This window comes from Oscillibacter valericigenes (assembly GCF_021531915.1).
GTDB classification, from domain to species: Bacteria; Bacillota; Clostridia; order Oscillospirales; family Oscillospiraceae; genus Oscillibacter; species Oscillibacter valericigenes_A.
The window spans coordinates 70589-95624 of the sequence record NZ_JAFBIV010000003.1; the positions used below are offsets into that span (position 1 = coordinate 70589).

General features: G+C 61.8%; 17 protein-coding genes and 2 other annotated features. Of the genes, 3 read left to right on the forward strand and 14 right to left on the reverse strand.

Annotation, left to right across the window (positions count from 1 at the left end; genetic code table 11):
• The first annotated feature begins 15 nt into the window (after positions 1-15).
• The gene (gene nifJ / locus JQM66_RS03510) at positions 16-3558 is read left to right on the forward strand and encodes a pyruvate:ferredoxin (flavodoxin) oxidoreductase (RefSeq protein WP_235228425.1); all 3543 of its coding nucleotides are present in this window, start codon (positions 16-18) and stop codon (positions 3556-3558) included.
• 137 nt (positions 3559-3695) lie between these two features.
• Here the strand turns inward: nifJ and JQM66_RS03515 are convergent, their stop codons facing one another.
• Positions 3696-5960, reverse strand: coding sequence for a glycogen/starch/alpha-glucan phosphorylase (locus tag JQM66_RS03515; RefSeq protein ID WP_235228426.1), 2265 nt, complete (start codon positions 5958-5960; stop codon positions 3696-3698).
• A 139-nt stretch (positions 5961-6099) separates the two neighbouring features.
• Between JQM66_RS03515 and JQM66_RS03520 the strand changes: the two genes are divergently transcribed.
• Positions 6100-6978 carry an AraC family transcriptional regulator gene (locus JQM66_RS03520; protein WP_235228427.1) on the forward strand — a complete coding sequence of 293 codons (879 nt, stop codon included), beginning with the start codon at positions 6100-6102 and terminating at the stop codon, positions 6976-6978.
• A gap of 83 nt (positions 6979-7061) precedes the next feature.
• Here the strand turns inward: JQM66_RS03520 and JQM66_RS03525 are convergent, their stop codons facing one another.
• From JQM66_RS03525 to JQM66_RS03585, 13 genes are all read right to left on the reverse strand, one after another.
• Complete coding sequence (locus JQM66_RS03525) at positions 7062-7655, reverse strand: LysE family transporter (protein ID WP_235228428.1); 594 nt, start codon at positions 7653-7655, stop codon at positions 7062-7064.
• A 24-nt stretch (positions 7656-7679) separates the two neighbouring features.
• Positions 7680-8885 (reverse strand): ATP-binding protein, encoded by a 1206-nt coding sequence (locus JQM66_RS03530; RefSeq protein WP_235228429.1) that lies wholly within the window; start codon positions 8883-8885, stop codon positions 7680-7682.
• Positions 8885-10543, reverse strand: coding sequence for a dihydroxy-acid dehydratase (gene ilvD, locus JQM66_RS03535; RefSeq protein ID WP_235228430.1), 1659 nt, complete (start codon positions 10541-10543; stop codon positions 8885-8887). The genes JQM66_RS03530 and ilvD overlap by 1 nt, the downstream gene beginning before the upstream one ends.
• Positions 10544-10615: 72 nt before the next feature.
• Positions 10616-11635: a ketol-acid reductoisomerase gene (gene ilvC / locus JQM66_RS03540; protein ID WP_235228431.1), complete on the reverse strand. Its 1020-nt coding sequence runs from the start codon at positions 11633-11635 to the stop codon at positions 10616-10618.
• A 128-nt stretch (positions 11636-11763) separates the two neighbouring features.
• Positions 11764-12009: a binding site (T-box leader), on the reverse strand.
• A 68-nt stretch (positions 12010-12077) separates the two neighbouring features.
• Positions 12078-13148: a 3-isopropylmalate dehydrogenase gene (gene leuB, locus JQM66_RS03545; protein ID WP_235228432.1), complete on the reverse strand. Its 1071-nt coding sequence runs from the start codon at positions 13146-13148 to the stop codon at positions 12078-12080.
• Positions 13145-13642: a 3-isopropylmalate dehydratase small subunit gene (leuD, locus tag JQM66_RS03550; RefSeq protein ID WP_328284111.1), complete on the reverse strand. Its 498-nt coding sequence runs from the start codon at positions 13640-13642 to the stop codon at positions 13145-13147. The genes leuB and leuD overlap by 4 nt, the downstream gene beginning before the upstream one ends.
• Before the next feature lie 319 nt (positions 13643-13961).
• The gene (gene leuC, locus JQM66_RS03555; RefSeq protein WP_235228434.1) at positions 13962-15221 is read right to left on the reverse strand and encodes a 3-isopropylmalate dehydratase large subunit; all 1260 of its coding nucleotides are present in this window, start codon (positions 15219-15221) and stop codon (positions 13962-13964) included.
• Between the two features lie 14 nt (positions 15222-15235).
• The gene (locus JQM66_RS03560; RefSeq protein WP_268824314.1) at positions 15236-16771 is read right to left on the reverse strand and encodes a 2-isopropylmalate synthase; all 1536 of its coding nucleotides are present in this window, start codon (positions 16769-16771) and stop codon (positions 15236-15238) included.
• A 40-nt stretch (positions 16772-16811) separates the two neighbouring features.
• Positions 16812-17072 (reverse strand) — a binding site (T-box leader).
• Between the two features lie 90 nt (positions 17073-17162).
• Positions 17163-17774 carry an FUSC family protein gene (locus JQM66_RS03565; RefSeq protein WP_235228436.1) on the reverse strand — a complete coding sequence of 204 codons (612 nt, stop codon included), beginning with the start codon at positions 17772-17774 and terminating at the stop codon, positions 17163-17165.
• Positions 17775-17912: 138 nt separating this feature from the next.
• Entirely contained in the window at positions 17913-18572 is a 660-nt protein-coding gene (locus JQM66_RS03570) for a YoaK family protein (protein WP_235228437.1), read from the reverse strand.
• 55 nt (positions 18573-18627) lie between these two features.
• Positions 18628-22665: a carbamoyl-phosphate synthase large subunit gene (gene carB / locus JQM66_RS03575; RefSeq protein ID WP_235228438.1), complete on the reverse strand. Its 4038-nt coding sequence runs from the start codon at positions 22663-22665 to the stop codon at positions 18628-18630.
• Positions 22665-23729: a carbamoyl phosphate synthase small subunit gene (locus JQM66_RS03580; protein WP_235228439.1), complete on the reverse strand. Its 1065-nt coding sequence runs from the start codon at positions 23727-23729 to the stop codon at positions 22665-22667. The genes carB and JQM66_RS03580 overlap by 1 nt, the downstream gene beginning before the upstream one ends.
• Positions 23730-23987: 258 nt before the next feature.
• Positions 23988-24425, reverse strand: a complete 438-nt coding sequence (locus JQM66_RS03585; RefSeq protein ID WP_235228440.1) for an Lrp/AsnC family transcriptional regulator — start codon at positions 24423-24425, stop codon at positions 23988-23990.
• Positions 24426-24590: 165 nt separating this feature from the next.
• Between JQM66_RS03585 and JQM66_RS03590 the strand changes: the two genes are divergently transcribed.
• The gene (locus JQM66_RS03590; RefSeq protein ID WP_235228441.1) at positions 24591-24803 is read left to right on the forward strand and encodes a hypothetical protein; all 213 of its coding nucleotides are present in this window, start codon (positions 24591-24593) and stop codon (positions 24801-24803) included.
• The last annotated feature ends 233 nt before the right edge of the window (positions 24804-25036 follow it).

Consider the following 25036-nt stretch of genomic DNA (forward strand, 5'->3'; position numbering starts at 1 on the left):
AGAGGTGCTCTGAATATGAAAAAGAAATACGTTGTCATGGACGGCAATACCGCCGCCGCCCATGTGGCCTATGCCTTCACTGAAGTCGCGGCCATCTATCCCATCACCCCCTCCTCCCCCATGGCGGAGAAGGTGGACGAGTGGTCCGCCAAGGGCCGGAAGAACCTATTCGGCTCCACCGTGGACGTCATCCAGATGCAGTCCGAGGCCGGCGCCGCCGGTACCTGCCACGGTTCCCTGCAGGCCGGCGCCCTGACCACCACCTTTACCTCCTCCCAGGGCCTGATGCTGATGATCCCCGCCATGTACGCCATGGGCGGCCAGTTCCTGCCCAGCGTCATGCACATCGCCTCCCGTGTGGTGACCAGCAACCATCACTCCATCTTCGGTGACCACACCGACTTCATGACCTGCCGCATGACCGGCTACGCCATGCTGATGTCCTCCTGCCCCCAGGAGGCCATGGACCTGGGCGCCGTCGCCCACCTGTCCGCCATCAGCGGCAAGTACGCCTTCATGCACTGCTTCGACGGCTTCCGCACCTCTCACGAGATGCAGCGCATCGAGGCCCTGGACTATGAGGACCTGCGTCCCCTGATCGACCAGAAGGCCCTCAGCGAGTTCCGCCGCCAGTCCCTGAACCCCGAGCATCCCACCAACCGGGGCAACAACGTCAACCCCGACGTGTACTTCCAGTGCAAGGAGGGCGCCAACGAGAAGGCCAACAGCCTGCCCGACACCGTCCAGCACTACATGGACGAGATCAACAAGCTCACCGGCCGGGACTACAAGCTGTTCAACTACTACGGTGCTCCCGACGCGGAGGAGGTCATCGTGGTGATGTGCTCCGCCTCTGAGACCGTGAAGGAGACCGTGGATTACCTGAATGCCCAGGGCCGCAAGGTGGGCATGGTGCAGATCCACCTGTACCGTCCTTTCTCCGTGAAGCACTTTGCTGCCGCCATCCCCGCCACCTGCAAGCGCATCGCCGTGCTGGACCGGAACAAGGAGACCGGCTCCGTGGGCGAGCCTGTGTACCTGGATGTGGTCACCGCCCTGAATCAGGCGGGCCGCGGCGACATCCGGGTGGTGGGCGGCCGTTACGGCCTCAGCTCCAAGGACACCACCCCCGGCCAGATCATCGCTGTCTATGACAACCTGAAGCAGGCCGAGCCCAAGAACAACTTCACCATCGGCATCATCGACGACGTGACCCACACCTCCCTGGAGTACAAGGACGTGGAGTTCAACCGTCCCGGCGAGGTCTCCTGCAAGATCTGGGGCCTGGGCGGCGACGGCACCGTGGGCGCCAACAAGAACGCCATCTCCACCATCGGCCTGGTGGCCGACAAGTATGCCCAGGCGTACTTCTCCTATGACTCCATGAAGTCCGGCGGCCTGACTCAGAGCCACCTGCGCTTCGGCGACCAGCCCATCCGTTCCACCTATCTGGTGTCCTCCGCGGACTTCGTGGCGGTCCACGCCCCCACCTATGTCAAGAAGTACGACACCACCGAGGACCTGAAGGAGGGCGGCACCTTCCTGCTGAACTGCCCCTGGTCTGTGGAGGAGCTGGAGGAGCGTCTGCCCGGCAAGATGAAGCGTGATCTGGCCCGCAAGCACGCCAACTTCTACATCATCGACGCCGCCAAGCACGCGGTGGCCGTGGGCCTGGGTGCCAACCGCACCAACAGCATCCTGCAGGCCGCCTTCTTCGCTCTGACCAAGGTCATTCCTCTGGATATGGCCGTGGAGGATATGAAGAAGAATAACTACAATTCTTACTTCAAGAAGTATGGTCAGCCCATCGTTGACAAGAACAACGCCGCCGTGGACGCCGGTATCAGCGCCGCCGTCAAGGTGGACATCCCCGCCAGCTGGGCGGACGCTGCCGATACCCCCGTGGCCGAGCCCGTGGGCGCTTCCCAGTTCGTGAAGGACATCGTCATTCCCATGGACCGTCAGCAGGGCGACAAGCTGCCCATCTCCGTGTTCAAAAAGCACGGCGTGCTGGACGGTACCTGGGAGAACGGCACCTCCGCCTTCTCCAAGCGCGGTGTCGCCGCCAAGGTTCCTCAGTGGAACGCCGAGAGCTGCATCCAGTGCAACCGCTGCGCCATGTGCTGCCCCCATGCCGCCATCCGTCCCGTGCTGCTGACCGAGGAGGAAAAGGCGAATGTACCCGCTTCCTTCACCACTGTGCCCGCCAAGGGCCTGGGCAAGGACGCCCCCGCTTATTCCTTCCGGATGCAGATTTCTCCCTACGACTGCCTGGGCTGCGGCGTGTGCCTGACCGCCTGCCCCGCCAACAGCAGCGAGAAGATGGCCGACGCGCTGGTCATGACCCCCTTCGAGGAGATGAAGCCCGAGCAGGAGAACTTCGACCTGGTCGCCATGGACGACAAGTACCTGAAGAAGGACGTCATCAACAGCAAGACCGTGAAGAACATGCAGTTCGCCAAGCCCTACTTCCAGTTCTCCGCCGCCTGCGCCGGCTGCGCCGAGACCACCTACATCAAGCTGCTGAGCCAGATGGTGGGCGACCGGATGTACGCGGGCAACGCTGCCGGCTGCTCCTCCGCCATCTCCGGCGGTGCGCCCATCCTGCCCTACTGCAAGGACAGCTGCGGCCGCGGCCCCGCCTGGGAGCACTCCCTGTTCGAGGACAACGCCGAGTTCGCCTACGGCTTCTTCCACGCCCAGGACGCCATCCGCAAGGAGCTGCTGATCCGTCTGGAGAGCATCAAGGCATCCGGCATCGCCGTCCTGGCCATTGACGATTACCAGGCCAACTGGAACGACGGCGGGAAGTCCCGCGCCGTGTCCGACGCGCTGATCGCCGCCCTGGAGGCCGCTGAGCAGACCGAGGATGTGGCCTACGTTCTGGAAAACAAGGAATACCTGGCCAAGAAGTCCGTGTGGGCCATCGGCGGCGACGGCTGGGCCTACGACATCGGTTTCGGCGGCATCGACCACGTGATGGCCCAGAACCGGAACGTGAACCTGCTGGTCCTGGACACCGAGGTGTACTCCAACACCGGCGGTCAGTCCTCCAAGTCCACTCCCACCGCCGCTACGGCCAAGTTCGCCGCCGGCGGCAAACAGGTGGCCAAGAAGGACCTGGGCGCCATCCTGATGAGCTACGGCTATGTGTATGTTGCCCAGGTGGCCATGGGCTGGGATCAGGCCCAGACGCTGAAGGCGCTGCGGGAGGCCGAGGAGTACGACGGTCCCGCCATCGTCATCTGCTACTGTCCCTGCCTGGAGCAGCACATCAAGGCTGGCATGAGCAACTCTCAGAACGAGATGAAGAAGGCTGTGGAGTGCGGCTACTGGCACTGCTACCGCTATGATCCCCGTCTGGCGGAGCAGGGCAAGAATCCCTTCCAGCTGGATTCTCCCGAGCCTGACACCAGTAAGCTGATGGACTTCCTGATGGGCGAGAACCGCTTTGCCTCCCTGAAGAACAACTTCCCCGAGAAGGCCGACGCTCTCTATCAGAAGGAGATTGCCGACGTCAAGGCCCGCTACAACAAGTACAAGAAGATGGCCGAGTAAGCCTGATCTGCTTCCGAAGACCTGAGCAGTTGATAAACACTTTCAGCAAAAAGAGGTTGGGACATATCCCAACCTCTTTTTTGTATAAAAACCACCGGCTGTGTGCCGGTGGTTTTCAAAATCTCAACTTCCGTCTCTCAGCCCAGATGCCAGATATCCCGGTTATACTCCGCAATGGTACGGTCGGAGGAGAAGAAGCCCGCCTGGGCGATGTTGATGAGGCACTTCCGGCTCCAGCCCTCGGGGTCGTGGGCGTAGTCCATCATGGCCTGGGTCTTGCGGACCAGATAGGCGTTGAAGTCCGGCAGGGTCTGGAACCAGTCCTTGCCGCTGAGCTCCCGGTGCAGACGCCGCAGCTGCTCCTCCCGGCCGGCGGCCAGCATCTCGTCGCTGACCAGGAAGTCCACAGCCCGGCGGATATTGGGATCTCCCTCATACCACTCATGGGCGTTGTAGTCTCCCACCTGATAGCGGTGGATGACCTGGTTGGAGGTCCGGCCGAAGACATAGATGTTCTCCTGGCCCACCCGCTGGGCGATCTCCACGTTGGCACCGTCCATGGTGCCCAGGGTCACGGCGCCGTTGAGCATGAACTTCATGTTGCCGGTGCCACTGGCCTCCTTGCTGGCCAGGCTGATCTGCTCGGACAGGTCGCAGGCGGGGATCATCTTCTCCGCGGCGGCCACGTTGTAGTTCTCCACAAAGACCACCTGCAGATAGCGGGACACCTTGGGGTCCGCCGCGATGACCTTGGAGAGGGTCAGCAGGGCATGGATGATGTCCTTGGCAATGGTGTAGGCCGGGGCGGCCTTGGCGCCGAAGATGCAGACCAGAGGCACGGCGGGCTTGTGGCCGGCCTTGATCTGGAAATACTGGTGGATCAGGAACAGCAGATTCAGCTGCTGGCGCTTATACTCGTGGAGCCGCTTGGACTGGATGGTGAACATGGCGTCGGGATTCACCCAGACCCCCTGCTTCTCATACAGCCACTGGGCCAGCTGCTTTTTGTTGAAGGCCTTGATGGCGGCGAAGCTCTCCAGAGCCTCCCGGTCCTCCGTCAGGGCCATCAGCTTCTCCAGCTCTCCGGCGTCCTTCTTGAAGCCCGGGCCAATGCGCTGCTCGATCTCCCGGCTCAGCTTGGGGTTGCACTGCAGCAGCCAGCGGCGGAAGGTGATGCCGTTGGTCTTGTTGTTGAACTTCTCCGGATACAGCCGGTAGAAATTGGCCAGCTCACTGTTTTTCAGGATCTCCGTGTGCAGCGCCGCCACGCCGTTGGTGGAGTGGGTGAAGTGGATGTCCATGTGGGCCATGTGGACCCGGTTCTCCCCGTCCAGAATGGCGGTGCTGGTGTCCTCCGTCCGGGTGCGGGCCAGGGCGTCCAGCTGGCGGATGATGGGCACCAGCTGGGGCACCACCTTTTCCAGGTAGCCCAGGGGCCACTTCTCCAGCGCCTCCGCCAGAATGGTGTGGTTGGTGTAGGCGCAGGTTTTGGTGACGATCTCCACCGCCTCCTCAAAGGCGATGCCATGCTCGCCCAGCAGGCGGATCAGCTCGGGGATCACCATGCTGGGGTGGGTGTCGTTGATCTGGATGGCGGCGTAGTCCGCCAAGTTGTGGTAATCGCAGCCCCGGGCGGCGCACTCCTCCAGAATCAGCTGGGCGCCGGCGCTGACCATGAGATACTGCTGATAGATCCGCAGCAGACGGCCCGCGTCATCGGAGTCGTCCGGGTACAGGAACAGGGTCAGGTTCTCCGGGATATCGGCTTTGTCGAAGGAGATGCCCTCCCCCAGGATGCCCTCGTTCACCGTATCCAGGTCGAAGAGGTTCAGCTGGTTGGTGCGGCCCTGGTAGCCGGTGACGGCGATGCGGTACAGCCGGGCCTGGACCGTGGTCCCCGCCAGCTGAACGGGATACACGGTCTCCGTCCGCTGGGCCCAGCAGTCATCCGTCAGCCAGAAGTCCGGGCTCTCGCTCTGCACGCCGTCCTTGAGGTTCTGGTGGAACAGGCCGCAGTGATACCGCAGGCCGATGCCGTCACCGGGCAGGTCCAGTGTGGCCAGAGAATCCAGGAAACAGGCCGCCAGACGGCCCAGACCGCCGTTGCCCAGGCTGGGCTCCGGCTCCAGTTCCTCCATGGCCGCCAGGGACTTGCCGGCCTCCGCCAGACAGGCCCGGGTCTCCTCGTAAATGCCCAGATTGATGAGATTGTTGGAAAGCAGCTTGCCGATCAGAAACTCGGCCGAAATATAGTACAGCTTCCTGCCAGACACCGGCCGGGACTGCTCCGCGGCCCGCCGCTGCACCATCTGCAGCAGGGCGCGGTACACCTCTCGGTCCGTGGCCTCCCGCAGTTCTTTTCCGCACAGAGCCCGCAGCTCCGCGCCGATGGATTCATACATTGCCCGCATCTCCTTTCATGGGAACCTTCGGGTTCGTTTCACTTGCTATATTATTTCTTCCGTGGTATCATTTCTTATGAAATTACGGTATATTCTGATACGATCCGATCATTTTCGTGGAAATGCGAGGGATTTTGCCATGGCCCCGACCCCAACCGACAGCTTTCTGGAAACCAAGCAGCACGGCAGCGTGCTGTTCCCCTTCAATATCTATCCCTGCACCATCCCCCAGGATTTCCCCTCCGTGGCCCTGCACTGGCAGAAGAGCATGGAGCTGATCTACGTGAAGAAGGGGCGGGGGCAGGTGCAGGCAGGTATGACAACCATGGAGGCCGCCGCGGGGGACCTGTTCATCCTGCCACCGGGGACCCTCCATGCTCTCAGCGGCCTTCCCGGAGAGCGCATGGAATACGAAAATATCATTTTCGACGTGGACTTTCTGGGCTCCGGGGCGGCGGATATCTGCGCCCGGCAGTACCTGGTGCCCCTGGCGGCAGGACGGCTGGCCCTGCCGCTATCCCTGCATCCGGGGCAGTCGGAGTACGACGCCGTGGCCGCCTGCCTCGCCGACGCGGAGTCCCTCTGCGGGGACAAGGGCCCCGGCTATGAGCTGGGAGTCAAGGCAGCTACTCTGCGGCTGCTCTTCCTATTATTGCGCATGAATCCCGAACCTATCCCTCCCGACTCCCCCGGCACCCAGCGGCTGAAACGGGTGCTGCACCGCATCGAGACGGAATACGCCCAGCCGTTAACGGTGGCCCGGATGGCGGAGGGCTGCGGCTGCAGCACCAGCCATTTTATGCGCTGGTTCCGGCAGATGACCGGCAGCAGCTTCACGGCCTACCTGAACGGACGGCGGCTGGCAGCGGCGGCGGAGCATCTGCGCCAGAGCGGTGACAGCATCCTGTACATCGCCGGAGAAGTGGGCTTTGAAAACCTCTCCAACTTCAACCGCCAGTTCAAGGCCCGGTACGGCGTCACGCCCCGGGAATACCGCCAGGGCGGAGCAAAAGGATAGGAGCGCAGGCACTTGCCGTATACATTTATATATAAAACGTCCTCCTGCCAAAGCGGCAAGAGGACGTTTTATTTGTAATGTTGTCACACGGCTACGATCTTCCAGGCACACCACACCAGCAGCAGCGCCATGATGGTGTTGATGACCCTGGCATACTTCTTGTACAGGGGGAACAGCAGGGTTCCCAAGGTGGCCCAGATCAGATTGCCCGTTCCGGCGCAGGCCGCCATGATGACGGCGAAGGCCAGGATGTGACCCACATGGAAGCCGTAGGGCAGGATATAGCCGGAGTAGAAGGCGATGCCCAGCATCATGATCTTGATGTTCAGAAACTGCAGCAGGAAGCCGTTGACATAGGTCAGGGGCTTGGAGGCATCGGCGGTGCCGTCTCCCGTCTTGCGGGTGAAAGTCTTCCACGCCAGATACAGCACATAGGCGGCGCCCACATATTTGGCCACGGGGACGATCTGGGGGACCAGTTCACCCAGCACGGCGCAGCCGAAGCCGCAGATCAGCATGACGGTCAGCAGGCCCGTCCAGATGCCGAAGATCAGGGGACGGCACTTGCGGAAACCAAAGGTGCTGGTGCTGCTGAGCAGCAGGATATTATTGGGTCCCGGCGTAAAGGTGGTGGCGCAGGCGGACAGCGCCAACTCCCAAAAAACAGCTGCGGTCATGGGGCATCTCCTCTTTCTCTACATTTAATCCTGTACCCCGGCCTTGCACAGCTCCACGAACTGCTTGGCGACCCGGGCGCTGCGGCCGCCCATGCGGATGGCGAAGGCCTCGCTGCGGACGTTCAGCTCCCGCTCGTCCATATCCAGGCCGTACTGCTTGGCAAGCTGGCCCACGATGTACAGGTAGCGGTCCCGGTCGGGGCTGGCAAAGGTGATGGTCAGGCCAAAGCGGGCCGACAGGCTCATGAGCTCCTGACGGGTGTCGCTCTCATGGATGTCGTCCCCGGCCCGGTCCGTCAGGGTCTCCTTGATCAAATGACGGCGGTTGCTGGTGGCGTACACGGCGATGTTCTGGGCCCGGCCGCCCACGCTGCCCTCCAGAATGGCCTTCAGGGCAGCGAAGTTATCGTCGTTGGACGTAAAGCTCAGATCATCGATGAACAGGATGAACTTCAGCGGATTGGCCGCCAAAGTGTCCATCAGGTCGGGGATCTGGTACAGCTGGTTCTTCTTGACCTCCACCAGCCGCAGGCCCTGGTCCGCGAACCTGTTGGCGATGGCCTTGATGGCGCTGGACTTGCCGGTGCCGGCGTCGCCATACAGCAGCACGTTGTTGGCAGGCTTGCCGTCCAGCAGCGCCTGGGTGTTGGCGATCACCTTCTGCCGCTCCTGCTCGTAGCCGGGCAGCTCCTCCAGCTGCTGGGGGTCCGGGTGCTTTACCGGCACCAGCGCTCCGTTCTCCACGGTGAACATATGGTAACGGGCAAAGACGCCGTAGCCCTTGGAGCCCACCTCCCGGAGCCGGGCAGCATAGTCTCCCGCAATATCCCGGTCAGAGACATTCCAGCTCTCGTGATACACGTCGGGGTCCTGATACTCGGCGCCATGGATGAAATCCTCCAGCGTCAGCTGCGCCAGCTTGTTGAGAAACTGGAGCTCATGCTCCATATGCGCCCGCAAAATAGGGCTGAAGGTCTCCGGATCGTGCTGGCGGACGCAGACGTTCTCGTTCTCCATGACGATCTCATACAGGTAGTCCGTCCAGTTGTCGCAGCCCCTGCCGAACAGCACGGACTCGAACTCGGCGCAGGCCTCCACAAAGTCATCCTCGGTGCCGCTGCAGCGGACTTCCAGCATGCGGCGCAGCGCCTGCACGGCGGGATCGTCCAGCAGGCCCCGGAAGATGACCAGACTGATCAGCCTGCGGCGAATGGTATTCAGGCTTTTCATTACTTCAGAACAGCTCCTTCATCGGCGCTGGTGACCATGCGGGCGTAGCGGCTGAGCCATCCGGTGGTGATGTTGGGCTCCGGCTGGACATAAGCGGCCTTCCGGGCAGCCAGCTCCTCATCGGAAACCAGCAGGGTAATGGAGGCATTGGGGATGTCGATAGCGATCTGGTCGCCCTCGCACACCAGGCCGATGGGGCCGCCGGAGGCAGCCTCGGGGCTGACGTGACCGATGGAAGCGCCGCGGCTGGCGCCGGAGAAGCGGCCGTCGGTGATGAGGGCCACGGTCTTGTCCAGGCCCATGCCTGCCAGGGCAGAGGTGGGATTCAGCATCTCCCGCATGCCGGGGCCGCCCTTGGGACCCTCGTAGCGGATGACCACCACGTCGCCGGGAACGATTTTGCCCGCATAGATGGCGGCAATGGCCTCCTCCTCGCTGTTGAACACCCGGGCAGGGCCGGTGTGGGCCTGCATCTCCGGGGCCACGGCGCTGCGCTTGACCACGCAGCCGTTGGGGGCCAGGTTGCCCCACAGGATCTGGAGGCCGCCGGTGGTGCTGTACGGATCCTCAATGGGCCGGATGGCATTGTGGTTGAGGTTTTTGGCACCCTTGATGTTCTCGCCCACGGTCTTTCCGGTGACGGTCATGCAGTCCAGGTCCAGCAGGTTCTGCTTGGCCAGCTCCGCCTGGACGGCGGGGATGCCGCCTGCGGCGTACAGGTCCGGCATATGGGTGGGACCGGCAGGAGCCAGATGGCACAGGTTGGGGGTCTTTGCGGAAATTTCATTGAACAGGGCCAGGTCCACAGGCACGCCCGCCTCATGGGCGATGGCCAGCAGGTGCAGCACCGTGTTGGTGGAACAGCCCAGGGCCATGTCGCAGGTCAGGGCGTTGCGGATGCTGCGCTCGTTGATGATATCCCGGGCGCAGATGTTGCGGCGGACCATCTCCATGATGGCGGCGCCGGCCTGACGGCCCAGCTGAAGACGCTTGCTGTAAGGGGCGGGGATGGTGCCGTTGCCGGGCAGGCCGATGCCGATAGCCTCGCACAGACAGTTCATGCTGTTGGCGGTGTACATGCCGGAGCAGCTGCCGCAGGAGGGGCAGCAGTTCTGGGTGCACTCCTCCAGCTTTTCCTCGCTGATCATGCCTGCCTTGTAGGAGCCCACGGCCTCGAACATCTTGGAGAGGCTCACCTCCTGGCCGTCATAGGCGCCTGCCAGCATGGGGCCGCCGGAGCAGACCACGGCGGGCACGTTCATACGGACGGCGGCCATGACCATGCCGGGGACGATCTTGTCACAGTTGGGCACCAGCACCATGCCGTCGAACTGGTGGGCCAGGAACATGGTCTCCACGCTGTCGCAGATCAGCTCCCGGCTGGCCAGGGAGTACTTCATACCCACATGGCCCATAGCGATGCCGTCGCACACGCCGATGGCGGGCACCATGAAGGGGGTGCCGCCGGCAGCCTCGATGCCGCTCTTCACGGCGGCGGTCAGCTTGTCCAGGTTCATGTGGCCGGGAACGATGTCGCTGTGGGCGCTGACCACAGCGATCAGAGGCTTTTCCAGGTCCTCGGGCGTGTAGCCCAGGGCGTAAAACAGGCTGCGGTTGGGCGCCCGCTCGGCACCCTTTGTCACATTGTCACTGCGCATGGCGTTCTCCTCTTTCGGATTCACTGGCAGGCCGGAGGCCTTCCGGCCCCGGCCTGCACCGCGGATTTTGTATTATTTCTTCAGCCAGCTCATCATGGCGCGGAGCTGAGCGCCCACCTTCTCGATGGGATGCTCGGCGGCCATGCGGCGCTGGGCCAGGAAATGGGTCTTGCGGCCGCCGTTGGGGTTCATTTCAGTGAGGAACTCGGAGGCGAAGGTGCCGTCCTGAATCTCCCGCAGGATGTTCTTCATCTCCTTGCGGGTCTCCTCGGTGATGATGCGCTTGCCGGTGCGGTAGTCGCCGTACTCAGCGGTGTTGGAGATGGAGTAGCGCATCTTGGCCAGGCCGCCCTGGTTGATCAGGTCAACGATCAGCTTCATCTCATGGCAGGTCTCGAAGTAAGCCATCTCGGGCTCGTAACCGGCCTCCACCAGGGTCTCGAAGCCGGCGACGATCAGCTCGCAGACGCCGCCGCACAGGACGGCCTGCTCACCGAACAGATCGGTCTCGGTCTCCTCCTTGAAGGTGGTCTCCAGGATACCGGCACGGCCGGCGCCGATGGCGGAGGCATAGGCCAGAGCCACGTCCTTGGCCTTGCCGGTGTAGTTCTGCTCCACGCAGATCAGGCTGGGCACACCCTTGCCCTCCAGGTACTGGCTGCGGACGGTGTGGCCGGGGCCCTTGGGGGCGATCATGATGACGTCCACGTTGGCGGGAGGCACGATGGTCTTGAAGTGGATGTTGAAGCCGTGGGCAAAGGCCAGGGTCTTACCCTCGGTCATGTAGGGAGCCACTTGCTTGTTGTAGATGTCGGCGCACAGCTCGTCGGGCACCAGCATCATGACCACGTCACCGGCCTTGGCGGCCTCTTCAACCTCCATCACGCGGAAGTTGGGGCAGGTCTCGGCGAACTTGGCAGCCTTCTCCCAGTGAGCGGAGCCCTTCCGCAGGCCCACCACCACGTTGACGCCGGACTCGGCCAGGTTTTCGGAATGGGCGTGGCCCTGGGAGCCGAAGCCGATGACGGCGACGGTCTTGCCGTCCAGCATACCCATATTGCAGTCAGAATCGTAATATTTTTTCACAGCCATGATCATTTTCCCCTTTTTCTTGTTGATGTTTTTTATTTGTGTATTTGTTTTGGGGTCTGTGCTGATGGTTCCGGCCGGACTGGTCACGGCAGGAAATCAAAAACGCCTTTGCCTCTTGCAAACCAAGAGGCAAAGGCGTCGAAAAATCCTTCGCGGTACCACTCTTGTTAACGATGCGTCACCGCATCGTCATCTCAGCAGGCTCCAACAAGCCCTGCACGGTAACGGGTGCGTCCGGCTCTACCTAAGGAATCCTCCTTCAGCAGGCTACTCCGGGATGATTTCATCCTCTCCGACGTTTGTTGCCTTGCACCGACCGGCAATTCTCTGAAAACGGAGCGAAGCGGATTACTTGTTCCCTTCATCATATTTCTTGAGGGTGATTTTGCCATAGAAGTTTGCAAATGTCAAGTATAGTTTTTCTGATGTCTGACATCAGTGGTCAGATACGACAGCGGATCTGGGCGCCCATTTCCCGGCAGCCCACCAGGGTGCAGCCCTGGCGCATGATGTCGCCGCAGCGGATCCCGGCCTTCAGGGTCTCGTCCACGGCGGCCTCGATGGCGTCGGCTTCCGCCGCCATGTCGAAGCTGTACCGCAGCATCATGGCCGCCGCCAGGATGGTGCCGATGGGGTTGGCCTTGTCCTGGCCCGCGATGTCCGGGGCGGAGCCATGGATGGGCTCGTACAGGCCCCGGGTGCCCTCGCCCATGCTGGAGGAGGGGATCATGCCGATGGAGCCGGTAATTTGGCTGGCCTCGTCGGAGAGGATGTCACCGAACAGGTTCTCCGTGACGATGACATCGAACTGGCTGGGGTCCCGGACGATCTGCATGGCGGCGTTGTCCACATACATGTGCAGCAGCTCCACATCCGGGTACTCCTTCGCCACCTCCGTGACGGTCTTGCGCCATAGCCGGGAAGTGTCCAGCACGTTGGCCTTATCGATGGAGGTCACCCGCTTGCGGCGCTTCTGAGCCATCTGGAAGGCCACGTGGGCCACCCGGCGAATTTCATGCTCAGTGTAGGACATGATGTCGGTGGCCTTCTGCTCGCCGCCAGACTCCCCCGTGCGGTGCTCGCCGAAGTACACGCCGCCGATGAGCTCCCGGACCACCACGAAGTCGATGCCCCTGGCGGCGATATCCGCCCGCAGGGGGCAGGCGTCGGACAACTCGGAAAACATGCGGGCAGGGCGGACGTTGGTGTAGAGCCCCATGGCGCCCCGGAGCTTCAGCAGCCCCCGCTCCAGGCGGTTTGCGGAGGGCTGGTCATCCCATTTAGGGCCGCCCACGGCGCCCAGCAGCACGCTGTCAGCGTTCAGGCAGGTCTCCAGGCTGGAATCCGGCAGGGGTACGCCGAAGGCGTCAATGGCGTTGCCGCCCATGGGGGCGTCCACGTAGGTGAAGGTGTGGCCAAATCTGGCGGCCACGGCATCCAGCACGCCCATGGCCTCGTTCACGATCTCAGGGCCGATGCCGTCCCCCTTGATGATGGCGATGGTCTTGTTCATTTCGCCGCCTCCCTGGCCTTCAGGGAAGCCATCAGGCCGCCCTTGGCGATCATATCCTTGATGAAGGGCGGGAAGGGCTCCGCCTGATAGGTCTCGTTCTTGGTGACGTTGGTGATGGTACCGGTGTCGAAGTCCACCGCCACCTCGTCCCCGTTGTCGATGCCCTCGCTGGCGGCGGGGCACTCCAGGATGGCCAGGCCGATGTTGATGGCGTTGCGGTAGAAGATGCGGGCAAAGCTCTTGGCAATGACACAGGAGATTCCGCTGGCCTTGATGGCAATGGGGGCGTGCTCCCGGGAGGAGCCGCAGCCGAAGTTGGCTCCGGCCACCATGATGTCGCCCTCCTTCACCTTGTTGACGAAGTCCGCGTCGATATCCACCATGCAGTGGGAGGCCAGCTCCTTGGCGTCCTGGGTGGCCAGATACCGGGCGGGGATGATCACGTCGGTGTCCACGTGATCGCCGTATTTATGTACAGATCCGTGTGCGTTCATTAGCATATTCCTCCATTTCGCCGCATTTCGCGGCGAATATTGAAATTATTTTTGTCAGGACAGAAGGTGAATTGCCGCAAAGCGGCAAGAGAAGCCGCCCTGGGGCGTGTGCCTGACAAAAATACTTTGACTCAGCCTCGGCCCAAAGGAATGGGCCTCGGCAGACCCGGCGGTATGATGCCGGGCCAGCCGCCTTGGGCGGCGTTCACCAGTGGCCGATGTCACTGGTGGGGGGAATCTACTGCGCAGCCGTTAGCAGCTTTGCTGCTTTACGGATGCGGCGTGCCCCTTGCGGGCAAAGGGGGAGCCTGCTCCCCCTTTAAATTTCATCGGGGTGTGCAATGTGTCCGGCGATGCCGGAAGCTGCGGCCACGGCAGGGGAAGCCAGATAGACCTCACTGTCTACATGGCCCATGCGGCCCACGAAGTTGCGGTTGGTGCTGGAGACGCAGCGCTCTCCAGCGGCCAGGATGCCCATGTAGCCGCCCAGGCAGGGGCCGCAGGTGGGGGTGGAGACGATGCAGCCCGCATCCAGGAAGATGTCGGTGTAGCCCCGGTGGATGCACTCCCGATAGACGCTCTGGGTGGCGGGGATGATGATGCCACGGACACCGGGAGCCAGGTGACGGCCCTTCAGGATCTCAGCGGCGGCGGCCATGTCGGGCAGCTGACCGTTGGTGCAGGAGCCGATGACGATCTGGTCGATGGCGATGTCCTTGCCCTCCCGGGCACTGTGGGCGTTCTCCGGCAGGTGGGGCCAGGCCACGGTGCACTCCACCTGGCTCAGGTCGATCTCGATGGTGCGCTCATATTCGGCGTCCTCGTCTGCCTCGAAGGCAGTCCAGGGGCGGTTCACGCGGCCCTCCACGTAGGCCCGGGTCACGTCGTCCACCGGGAAGATGCCGTTCTTGCCGCCGGCCTCAATGGCCATGTTGGAGATGGTCAGCCGGTCGTAGATGGTCAGGTTGGCGACGCCGGGGCCGGTGAATTCCAGGGACTGGTACCGGGCGCCGTCCACGCCGATCATGCCGATCAGGGTCAGGATCACGTCCTTGCCGGAGACGTAGGGCTTCATCTTTCCGGTGAGGTAAACCTTGATGGCGGAGGGGACTTTGAACCAGGTCTCACCGGCGCCCATGGCGGCACCCAGGTCCGTGGAGCCTACGCCTGTGGAGAAGGCGCCCAGGGCGCCGTAGGTGCAGGTGTGGGAATCGGCGCCGATGACGGTCTCGCCGGGGGCCACCAGGCCCAGCTCCGGCAGCAGGGCGTGTTCAATGCCCATGGCGCCCACATCGTAGAAATTGTCGATGTCGAAGCGGCGGGCGAAGGTGCGGCACTGCTTGCACTGGGTGGCGGACTTGATGTCCTTGTTGGGGGCGAAGTGGTCCATCACCATGGCGATGCGGCTCTTGTCAAAGACCTTGTCAAAGCCCGCCGCCTCAAATTCGTTGATGGCCACCGGGGTGGTGATGTCGTTGCCCAGCACCAGGTCCAGCTTGGCCTGGATCAGCTGTCCGGCCCGCACGCTGTCGAGACCCGCGTGCTTGGCCAGGATCTTTTGTGTCATTGTCATTCCCATAATCGTTGTCTCCTTTAAGCGGTGGCTTCCATCATCTTGTTGATGCCGTTGACATAGGCCCGGATGGAGGATTCGATGATATCGGTGGAGAGGCCGGTACCGGTATAGACCTGGCCGTCGGGGGCGGCCACCTTCACCACGGCCTCGCCGATGGCGTCCTCACCGTCGGTGACGGCGTTGAGGCTGAAGCTCTCCAGCTTGATGTCCATATCCAGCATCCGGTTGATGGCCTTGAAGGAGGCGTCCAGAGGACCGGAGCCGATGGCGACCTCCTCCAGCACGTCATTATCCCGCTGGAGCTTGATGCAGGAGGTGTTGGGCACGCCGTCGCCGGCATTGACCACATGGCTCAGCAGGCGGCAGGAGCCGATGGCGGTATTGCGGCGGTGGAGCACCAGGGCCTCGATGTCGGAGCCAGTGATGTTCTTTTTCTTGTCCGCCAGGACCTTGAACCGGGTAAACACACTCTCCAGTTCTTCGTCGGTAAGCTCGTAGCCCATGGAGATAAGCTTCTCCCGCAGAGCGTGCTTGCCGGAGTGCTTGCCCAGGACCATGGTGTTCTGGGGGATGCCCACATCCACGGAGTTCATGATCTCGTAAGTTTGGGCATTGGCGATAACGCCGTGCTGATGGATGCCGGACTCATGGGCGAAGGCGTTGGCACCCACGATGGCCTTGCTGGGCGGGATGGGCACGCCGGTGATGTTGCTGAGGAGCTTGCTGGAGCGGTAGATCTGCCTGGTATTGATGCCGGTCTCCGCGTCGTAGAAATCCCGGCGGGTGTGGATAGCCATGACCAGCTCTTCCAGGCTGGCGTTGCCCGCCCGCTCGCCGATGCCGTTGACGGTGCACTCGATCTGGGTGGCACCGGCCTTCACGCAGGCCAGGGAGTTGGCGACGGCCATACCCAGGTCGTTGTGGCAGTGGACGGAGATGTCCACGTTCTCGACGCCGGTGACGTTCTGCCGCAGGTAGGTGATGAGCTCCGCCATCTCCTGGGGCGTGGAGTAGCCCACGGTGTCGGGCACGTTCAGGGTGGTGGCGCCGGCAGCCACGGCGTTGGAGTAGCACTGCGCCAGGAACGCCCACTCGGAGCGGGAGGCATCCTCAGCGGAGAACTCGATGTCCTGGCAGAAGCTCTTGGCGTAGGCCACCATCTCGCTGATGCGCTGGAGGACCTGCTCCCGGCTCATCTGCAGCTTGTACTCCATGTGGATGTCGCTGGTAGCCAGGAACACATGGATGCGGGGGTGCTTTGCCGTCTTCACCGCGTCCCAGGCGGCGTCGATGTCGCCCTTGGTACAGCGGGCCAGGGATGCCACGGTGCAGTTGGTCACGGCACCGGCGATGGCCTGAACACTCTTGTGGTCCATGGGAGAGGCGATGGCGAAGCCGGCCTCGATAATGTCCACGCCCAGCTTTTCCAGCTGCCTTGCCATTTCGATCTTCTCAGAGATATTCATGCTGCAGCCCGGGGACTGCTCGCCGTCTCTCAGGGTGGTGTCAAAAATCTTGATGCGCTTCATAGCTTGGTTCCTCCTGCTTTTCAGATCTGTCCGGAAAAACAAAAACAGCTTTCGTCTCTTCGGTTGAAGAGACGAAAGCTGTAAAACTTCCGCGGTACCACTCTCATTGGCATAAAAAATGCCCGCTTCCGGCATCAGCGCAACGCCTGCTGCGCGAATCCCGCCTCTTTGGTAACGGTGAGGAAACCCGTTTTCGCCTAAACGTCTCCGTCTCAGCGAAACTACTCAGGGGCCAGTGACATCTCTCCACTCTGCATTGCCTCGCAGCGGCCGGCAACTCTCTGAAGCGTCTGTGGCAAGACTTTTTCCCCGTCATTGTATTTCCGGTGATTTGTGTTGGGCTTATGATAGCCGACTTTTCACCGTTTTGTCAAGCGGCAAATTCATCTTTTCAAAAAACAACAAAGGTGTATTTTTATTCGCGATCTTTTTTATTCTTTCTGCTGATGATGGACACCTCCGGTCCCGTATGGTGGATATCGTTCCGGATACCCAGCCACTCATAGAAGCGGCGCATGAACCGGAAGGTAAAGCCACCGGGCAGCATGGCATTGACGAACAGGGCTGCCAGAACGCCGATACCGGTGTCCAGGATGCGGTTCAGAGCGTAGGAGATGTAGGTCTCCACCGGCGTGTTGAACAGGATGATACACAGCACCACACCGCCGGGCTGGATGCCACCCACCCAGATGCACTGGCAGGCCAGGATCAGCAGCACCACACCGATAAATGTCAGGGGGATCAGGAACCAGCGATTGCTGCCGTCCGGAAACAGCATCGCGTAAATGGCGAACAGCCCCATACCGATAAAGCCCCCCACCAGTGTGCCGAAAAAACGGTTGCCGCCGTGGAGCTTGCTCATCTCATAGTCGCTGCCCATGCCGAAGATGGCGCCGATACAGGCAAAGGCGGGGCTGCGGTCCAGGAAATAGTAGACCAGCGCGCATAGGGTGGCGGCAATGGCGGTCTTGATATTCCGCATACCGATGGTAGGCAGATGGTGCTTGGGCTGGGTGCTGGAGTCCATGACAGACATCTCCGTTCTCTGTTAAAATTCCGTTAAAAAGTATACCAGTTTCTGGCGGACATGAAAAGAGGGCTGCGCCATTTTTTTGCAAAAAGAACCGGTTTTTTGCAGAAATTTGCGAAATACCGCCACTCTGTTTCAAAGGCACATCCAGAGAAAGGCCCCCGCCTGGAGGAGAACCGCCGACAGGACCGTCCACCGGTCCATGCAAGGCAGCAGCAGGCCGCCCAGGGCCGCTCCGGCGATAAAGCAGCCGATCACCGCGAAATAGCAGCGGGCGGTCTCCATGGCGGCCGGGTCTTTTTTCCGGGTCCCCCGGTAAAAGGCCTCCGTGCCGCTGCGGAGGTTGCCGGTGCACATGGTGGAGGCGAAGGCGTGGCCCCGGACCTTGCGGAAGGCCTGCACCTGCATGGCGCAGACGAAGGACACCAGCACATTGGCGGCCCCATCTCCCGCACCAAGGGGGATGCAGGCGACAGCCGCCAGCGCCGCCATCTCCACCGCCAGCACTGCCTGCCGCCAGTGGAGAAGCCGGGTGACGGGGGTCCGCTCCTTCAGAGCCTCCGTCACCAGGACGCCTGCCGCAAAGGCGGCCACAGGCACCAGATAGTGCCCGGCACCCCTCCAATTGCCCTCCGCCGCCCGGATGGCCAGCAGCACCATGTTGCCGGTCTGGGCATTGGCAAACACGCCGCCCCGGCAGAGATAAGTATAGGCGTCCAACAGGCCCCCAGCCAGGGCCAGCAGCGCGGCCACCGCCAGGGATTCCGACCTCTGTATCGTGGTTTCTGTTTTCATAGCTGTTCACTCCATGAAAAGGCCGGCGCCTGCAAGCGCCGGTCTTTCCGAAAAATCAGTATTCCATTTCTCCGGCATAGACCAGCTTGGCGTCGCCGGTGAGAGTCACCCGCTCGTCGGTGTAGTTGACGATCAGATCGCCGCCCTTGGCCCGGACGGTGACGTCCCGGCCCTTTTCGCACAGGCCGTTGGCCACAGCCGCTACCACTGCCGCGCAGGCGCCGGTGCCGCAGGCCATGGTCTCGCCGCTGCCCCGCTCCCAGACACGCATCTTGATGGTGCTGGGGTTCACCACCCGGATAAACTCCGTGTTGACCCGCTCGGGGAAGTAGGGGGCGTGCTCGAACCGGGGGCCGATGAAATCGATATCCACCGCATCCACCCGGGGGCAGAACACCACGCAGTGGGGGTTGCCCATGTCCACGCAGGTGATGTTGTAGGGCCGGCCGCCGATGCGGACGGGATAGTCCACCACCGTCTGTTCGGGGATGGCGAACTTCAAAGCCGCCGTGTCCAGGGTGGCATAGCCCATGTCCACGCAGGCGGAGGTCACCTTGCCGCCGGTGGTGTAGAGCTTCACGGTCTTGACGCCCTTGCCGGTCTCAATGGTCACTTCGTCCTTGTTGACGATGCCGTTGTCATACAGGTACTTGCCCATGCACCGCAGGGCGTTGCCCGCCATCATACCCTCGCTGCCGTCGGCGTTGAACATGCGCATCTTCGCGTCGGCCTTCCAGGAGTGCTCCATGAGCACGATGCCGTCTGCGCCCACGCCGTAATGGCGGTCGCAGAAGGTGACGCACAGGGACTCAGGGCAGGTGATCTCCCCGTTCCAGTTCTCCAGGAAGATATAGTCGTTGCCGCAGGTCTGCATCTTGGCAAATTTCAGCTTCTGGCGCTCAGTCCGCAGGTGGCAGATATCCACCAGTTCCGTGTTGTGCTGGTTATACCGGGAGGCCAAAATGTCCGTCAGGGCATTGGCGGTGTCCAGGGAGGTCAGGCAGGGGATACCCAGCTGGACGCAGCGGTGGTTCAGGTGGATGAAATCCTTGATATAGCTGGGCTCCGTGGAGCCGGTGAGGATGACGTAGTCGATCTTGCCTTCCTCCAGCAACTGGAAGACCCGGTTGTCCTGGCCCAGCTTGCCCACGATCTCCACATCGGTGCCCAGCTGGGAGATCTCATGGGCAGTGCCGTCGGTGGCATAGAGCTTGAAGCCCATCTCATCCAGCTTTCGGGCGATGTTGACGATCTCCGGCTGGTCCCGGCGGTTGACGGAGATCAGCACGCCGGCGTGCTCGGACTTCTCCACCTTGTAGCCGGCGGAGACCAGGCCCTTGAACAGGGCCTCCTGCATGTTCTTGCCCAGGCCCAGCACCTCGCCGGTGGACTTCATCTCGGGGGACAGGGCGGCGTTGGCGTCGGTGATCTTCTCGAAGGAGAAGACGGGGACCTTCACCGCCACATAGGGCGGCTGCTGGTACAGGCCGGTGCCGTAGCCCAGGGAGGCCAGGGGCTGGCCCACCATGACCCGGGAAGCCAGGTCCACCATGGGCACGCCGGTGACCTTGGAGATATAGGGCACGGTACGGGAGGCACGGGGGTTCACCTCAATGACGTACAGCTCACCCTGGTAAATCAAATACTGGATGTTGATGAGGCCCTTGGTGCCCAGGCTCAGAGCCAGCTTTTCAGAGCACTCGATGATGACCTCCAGCATCTTGTCGCTGATGGAGAAGGGCGGGTACACGGCAATGGAGTCGCCGGAGTGGACGCCGGTGCGCTCGATGTGCTGCATGACGCCGGGGATCAACACGTCCTTGCCGTCGGAGATGACATCCACTTCCAGCTCCTTGCCCATGAGGTACTGGTCCACCAGGACAGGGTTCTCGATCTTGCCGGAGAGGATGACCTCCATGTAGGTCCGGACATCCTCGTCGTTATGGGCGATGACCATGTTCTGGCCGCCGATGACGTAGGAGGGACGCAGCAGCACAGGATAGCCCAGCTCATGGGCGGCGTCCAGGGCGCCCTGCATACCGGTGATGCCCATGCCCCGGGGGCGCTTGATGTGGAAGCGCTCCAGCAGTTCGTCGAACCGCTCCCGGTCCTCGGCCATGTCGATGGACTCGGCGGAGGTTCCCAGGATGGGGATGCCGTGGCTGTCCAGGAACTGGGTCAGCTTGATGGCCGTCTGGCCGCCAAAGGCTACCACCACACCCACGGGCTTTTCCACCTGGATGATGTGCATGACATCCTCGGGGAACAGGGGCTCGAAGTACAGGCGGTCGGCGGTGTCGTAGTCGGTGGAGACCGTCTCCGGGTTGTTGTTGACGATGACCACCTCATAGCCCAGTTCCTTCAGTGTCCACACACAATGGACAGAGGAGTAGTCGAACTCAATGCCCTGGCCGATGCGGATGGGGCCGGAGCCCAGGACCATGATGACAGGCTTGCCGCTGCGGGGGAAGGTGCGGGATTCGCAGAATTTGTCAAAGGAAGAGTAGAAATAGGGAGTCTCGGCGTCGAACTCAGCGCCGCAGGTATCCACCATCTTGTAGACGGCGGTCTTGCTGTCACAGGGCAGGCTGTCCGCCCCGGAGAGACGAAGCAGCGTGGCATCGGGATAGCCCATCTTCTTGCCGGTCTCGTAGTGGTCGGCGGTCAGGCCGTCCTTCTCCAGAGCCAGCTCGAAGTCGGCCATCTTCTTCAGCTTGGCCAGGAACCAGCGGTCGATTTTGGTAATGCTGTGGATCTCCCCGATGGAGATGCCGGATTTCAGGGCCTCGAACACGGTGAACAGGCGGCGGTCATCCACCCGGCGCAGCCGCTCCCAGATGGGGGCAGTATCCTCCGGGTCCCGCTTGCGGTTCAGGCTGTCCTGGCCGATCTCCGCGCCCCGGACGGCCTTCATCAGGGCCATTTCAAAGTTGGGGGCGATGGACATGACCTCGCCGGTGGCCTTCATCTTGGTGCCCAGGGTGCGGCTGGCGTCGGCAAACTTGTCGAAGGGCCACTTGGGCATCTTCACCACGATGTAGTCCAGGGTGGGTTCGAAGCAGGCGCAGGTCTTGCCGGTGATGTCGTTCTTGATCTCGTCCAGGGTATAGCCCAGGGCGATCTTGGTGGTGATCTTGGCGATGGGATAGCCGGTGGCCTTGGAGGCCAGGGCGGAGGAGCGGGACACACGGGGGTTGACCTCAATGACGGCATACTCAAAGCTGTCAGGATTCAGGGCCAACTGCACATTGCAGCCGCCCACGATGCCGAGGTGGGCAATGATGTCCAGAGAGGCCTTGCGGAGCATCTGGAATTCCTTGTCCGCCAGGGTCTGGGTGGGGGCCACCACGATGGAGTCGCCGGTGTGGACGCCCACGGGGTCCAGGTTCTCCATGGAGCAGACGGCGATGACGTTGCCCACGCCGTCCCGCATGGTCTCGAACTCGATTTCCTTCCAGCCGAAGATGGCCTTCTCCACCAGCACCTGGGTGATGGGGGAGGCGTCCAGGCCGGTCTGGGCGATGATGCGCAGTTCCGCAGCGTTTTGCGCCGCGCCGCCGCCGGCGCCGCCCAGGGTGAAGGCGGGGCGGACGATGACGGGATAGCCGATGCGGTCGGCCACCGCCAGGGCGTCCTCCACGGTCTCGGCAATGTCGGAGGCGATGACCGGCTGGCCGATCTCCGCCATGGCTTCCTTAAAGAGCTCCCGGTCCTCGGCACGGGAGATGACCTTGGCGTCGGTACCCAGCAGGCGGACGCCCTGCTCCTGGAGGAAGCCCTCCTTGTCCAGCTGCATGGCCAGGGTCAGGCCGGTCTGGCCGCCCAGTCCCGCCAGGATGGAGTCGGGTTTTTCCTTGATAATGATGCGCTTGATGGTCTCGGTGGTCAGGGGCTCCAGGTAAATCTCATCCGCCATGGCCTGGTCGGTCATGATGGTGGCGGGGTTGGAGTTGCACAGCACCACATTGACCCCGGCCTCTTTCAGAATGCGGCAGGCCTGGGCGCCGGCGTAGTCGAACTCAGCGGCCTGACCAATGACAATGGGGCCGGAGCCGATGACCAGGACTTTCTTAATGGAAGTATCCAAAGGCATTACAGCTCGCCTCCTTTCATCAGGTCCACAAAGCGGTCAAACAGGAAGGACGTATCTTTCGGTCCGGTGCAGGCTTCCGGGTGGAACTGCACGGTAAAAGCTTTCAGGTCGGGGTAGTCGATGCCCTCGCAGGTGCCGTCGTTGGCGTTGGCGAAGGAGAGCTTTCCGGCCTTGATGCTGTCGGAGTCCACGGCGTAGCCGTGGTTCTGGCTGGTGATGAATGTGCGGACGCCGTTCACGTCCCGGACGGGCTGGTTGACGCCGCGGTGTCCGTATTTCAGCTTGTAGGTCTTTCCCCCGGCGGCCAGGGCCGTCAGCTGGTGGCCCAGGCAGATGCCGAACATGGGGACCTTGCCCAGCAGCTTTTTGATCTGCTCAATCTGGTAGACATTCTCCTCCGGGTCGCCGGGGCCGTTGGACAGCATCACGCCGTCGGGATGCGCCGCCAGGATATCCTCAGCAGAGGTGGTGGCAGGCAGGACGGTGACGGTGCAGCCCCGCTTCTGCAGTTCCCGGACGATGTTCCGCTTGGCGCCGTAGTCGATGAGGGAGACCTTGAAGGCCTCCTCCCCCTCTGCCGGACAGACAGCAGGCTCCCTGCAGGTGACAGCCTCCACCACGCCGGTGACGGCGTAGGTGGCAACCGGCGTCAGGTCGGCGGGCACCTCGTCGCAGATGGTGGCATTCATGACGCCGTGCTCCCGGATGATGCGGGTCAGCTCCCGGGTGTCCACGCCGTACAGGCCCGGCACCCCCTGCTCCTTCAGATAGGTGTCCAGGTCGCAGTCCGTGCGGAAATTGGAGGGCGCATCACACCACTCCCGGACCACATATCCCTTGACGCAGCATTCGCCCTCAAAGTCCTCCCGGATGATGCCGTAGTTGCCGATGAGGGGATAGGTCTGCATGACGATCTGCCCCGCGTAGCTGGGGTCCGTCAGGGTCTCGATGTAGCCGCACATGCCGGTGGTGAACACCAGCTCGCCCACGGCGTCAGCCCCGGCACCGAAGCGGATGCCCTCGAACACCCGGCCGTCCTGGAGCACCAAATAGCCCTTTTTCATAGCTTCCTCCTGCCTTTTGCCCGTATTTTCCCATTTTTTATGATTTCCATGTTATTATGATGGTTTTTCCCCCAACAGTCAACGACTCCGCGCATTTCCAGAAGTAGACTTTCCATTGGGGAAAGGTACTACTTTTTGTGCATTTTCGAGAAGGTCGACCTATTATGCCGCTGCAAAGCCTTTTGGGTCCGTTCACGGTCTGCAGCAGAGCCGGAAACGCACGAACAGGACAGCGCGATCCCGCGCCGTCCTGTTCGTTTACACATCTTCCAGCGGGAACTGGACGCCCTTGCGCTGATGCAGGCAGAAATAGGACTCCGTGGTGGCGACCTGCTGAAAGGCCTCCACCAGAGTCTGGAAGGAAACCATGTCCTTGCAGATGACCCGCAGCATCAATCCGGTGCGGCCTGCCAGGTCCCAGGCGGCCACTACCTCCGGTCTGTCCTCGACCAGCTGATACAGGCTCTGCTCCGCGCCGGCATGGGCCGTCACCAGCATCATGACCTCGATCTCATACCCCGCGGCCACAGCGCTGATATCCGCGTGGTAGCCCCGTATGACCTGCTGCTCCTCCAGCCGGTGTACCCGTTCCGCCGTGGCCGGTACGCTCATGGAGATCTGCTCGGCCAGGGCCGTCATGGTAATTCGCGCGTCCTGCTGCAAAACGCGCAGAATGCGGCGGTCTGTTGTATCCATCGGGATGCCTCCTTGCGGTGTTCTTAAAATTCGGAATGTATTCTAGCGAATTTCCTTGAAAGCGTCAAGTTCTTTGGGTAAAACTTCTTATTTTAGATATGTAATTTTGTCTATATTGTCAGTATACTACACGTTGTTCATGAAAAAAACAAGGAGGTATTCAACATGGATACAAAGAAGGAAAAGAAGATCATTCACCGCGCCTGGATCGTTGTGGCTGTGCTGATCGTGGTGATGGCAGGCGCCATCCTGGAGGAAGCGGGCGCTGTCAAGGGCAGTGCACCGTACTATCTCAGCGGTGTGCTGGCGCTGCTGTCCTTTGTGGGCGCCTCCGGCTATTGTGCCCATACCCTGACGGAGCTGGAAAAGCTGGGCTGAGCTCTGGTCTGATCGTCTCTTTCAAAAAACGCAGGTCCCCGAAGCAAACGGGGACCTGCGCTTTTTTCATATGATGTGTTCCGTTTTCCGCAGGAATGTGCAGCGTCACTCGTCCAGCTTGAGAACTGCCAGAAATGCCTCTGTCGGCACCTGCACCGTACCCAAACTCCGCATCTTTTTCTTGCCGCACCCCACAAAATCTTTGATTTTGCGGGGACCCCGCATTTGACCTG

Coding starts and splice junctions, on each gene's coding strand:
- JQM66_RS03590 (WP_235228441.1), top strand. CDS start 24,591: ATGGATACAAAGAAGGAAAAGAAGATCATTCACCGCGCCTGGATCGTT.
- carB (WP_235228438.1), bottom strand. CDS start 22,665: ATGCCTTTGGATACTTCCATTAAGAAAGTCCTGGTCATCGGCTCCGGC.
- JQM66_RS03530 (WP_235228429.1), bottom strand. CDS start 8,885: ATGAAAAGCCTGAATACCATTCGCCGCAGGCTGATCAGTCTGGTCATC.
- JQM66_RS03570 (WP_235228437.1), bottom strand. CDS start 18,572: ATGAAAACAGAAACCACGATACAGAGGTCGGAATCCCTGGCGGTGGCC.
- ilvC (WP_235228431.1), bottom strand. CDS start 11,635: ATGGCTGTGAAAAAATATTACGATTCTGACTGCAATATGGGTATGCTG.
- leuD (WP_328284111.1), bottom strand. CDS start 13,642: ATGAACGCACACGGATCTGTACATAAATACGGCGATCACGTGGACACC.
- JQM66_RS03515 (WP_235228426.1), bottom strand. CDS start 5,960: ATGTATGAATCCATCGGCGCGGAGCTGCGGGCTCTGTGCGGAAAAGAA.
- JQM66_RS03520 (WP_235228427.1), top strand. CDS start 6,100: ATGGCCCCGACCCCAACCGACAGCTTTCTGGAAACCAAGCAGCACGGC.
- JQM66_RS03525 (WP_235228428.1), bottom strand. CDS start 7,655: ATGACCGCAGCTGTTTTTTGGGAGTTGGCGCTGTCCGCCTGCGCCACC.
- leuC (WP_235228434.1), bottom strand. CDS start 15,221: ATGGGAATGACAATGACACAAAAGATCCTGGCCAAGCACGCGGGTCTC.
- JQM66_RS03565 (WP_235228436.1), bottom strand. CDS start 17,774: ATGGACTCCAGCACCCAGCCCAAGCACCATCTGCCTACCATCGGTATG.
- ilvD (WP_235228430.1), bottom strand. CDS start 10,543: ATGCGCAGTGACAATGTGACAAAGGGTGCCGAGCGGGCGCCCAACCGC.
- nifJ (WP_235228425.1), top strand. CDS start 16: ATGAAAAAGAAATACGTTGTCATGGACGGCAATACCGCCGCCGCCCAT.
- leuB (WP_235228432.1), bottom strand. CDS start 13,148: ATGAACAAGACCATCGCCATCATCAAGGGGGACGGCATCGGCCCTGAG.
- JQM66_RS03580 (WP_235228439.1), bottom strand. CDS start 23,729: ATGAAAAAGGGCTATTTGGTGCTCCAGGACGGCCGGGTGTTCGAGGGC.
- JQM66_RS03585 (WP_235228440.1), bottom strand. CDS start 24,425: ATGGATACAACAGACCGCCGCATTCTGCGCGTTTTGCAGCAGGACGCG.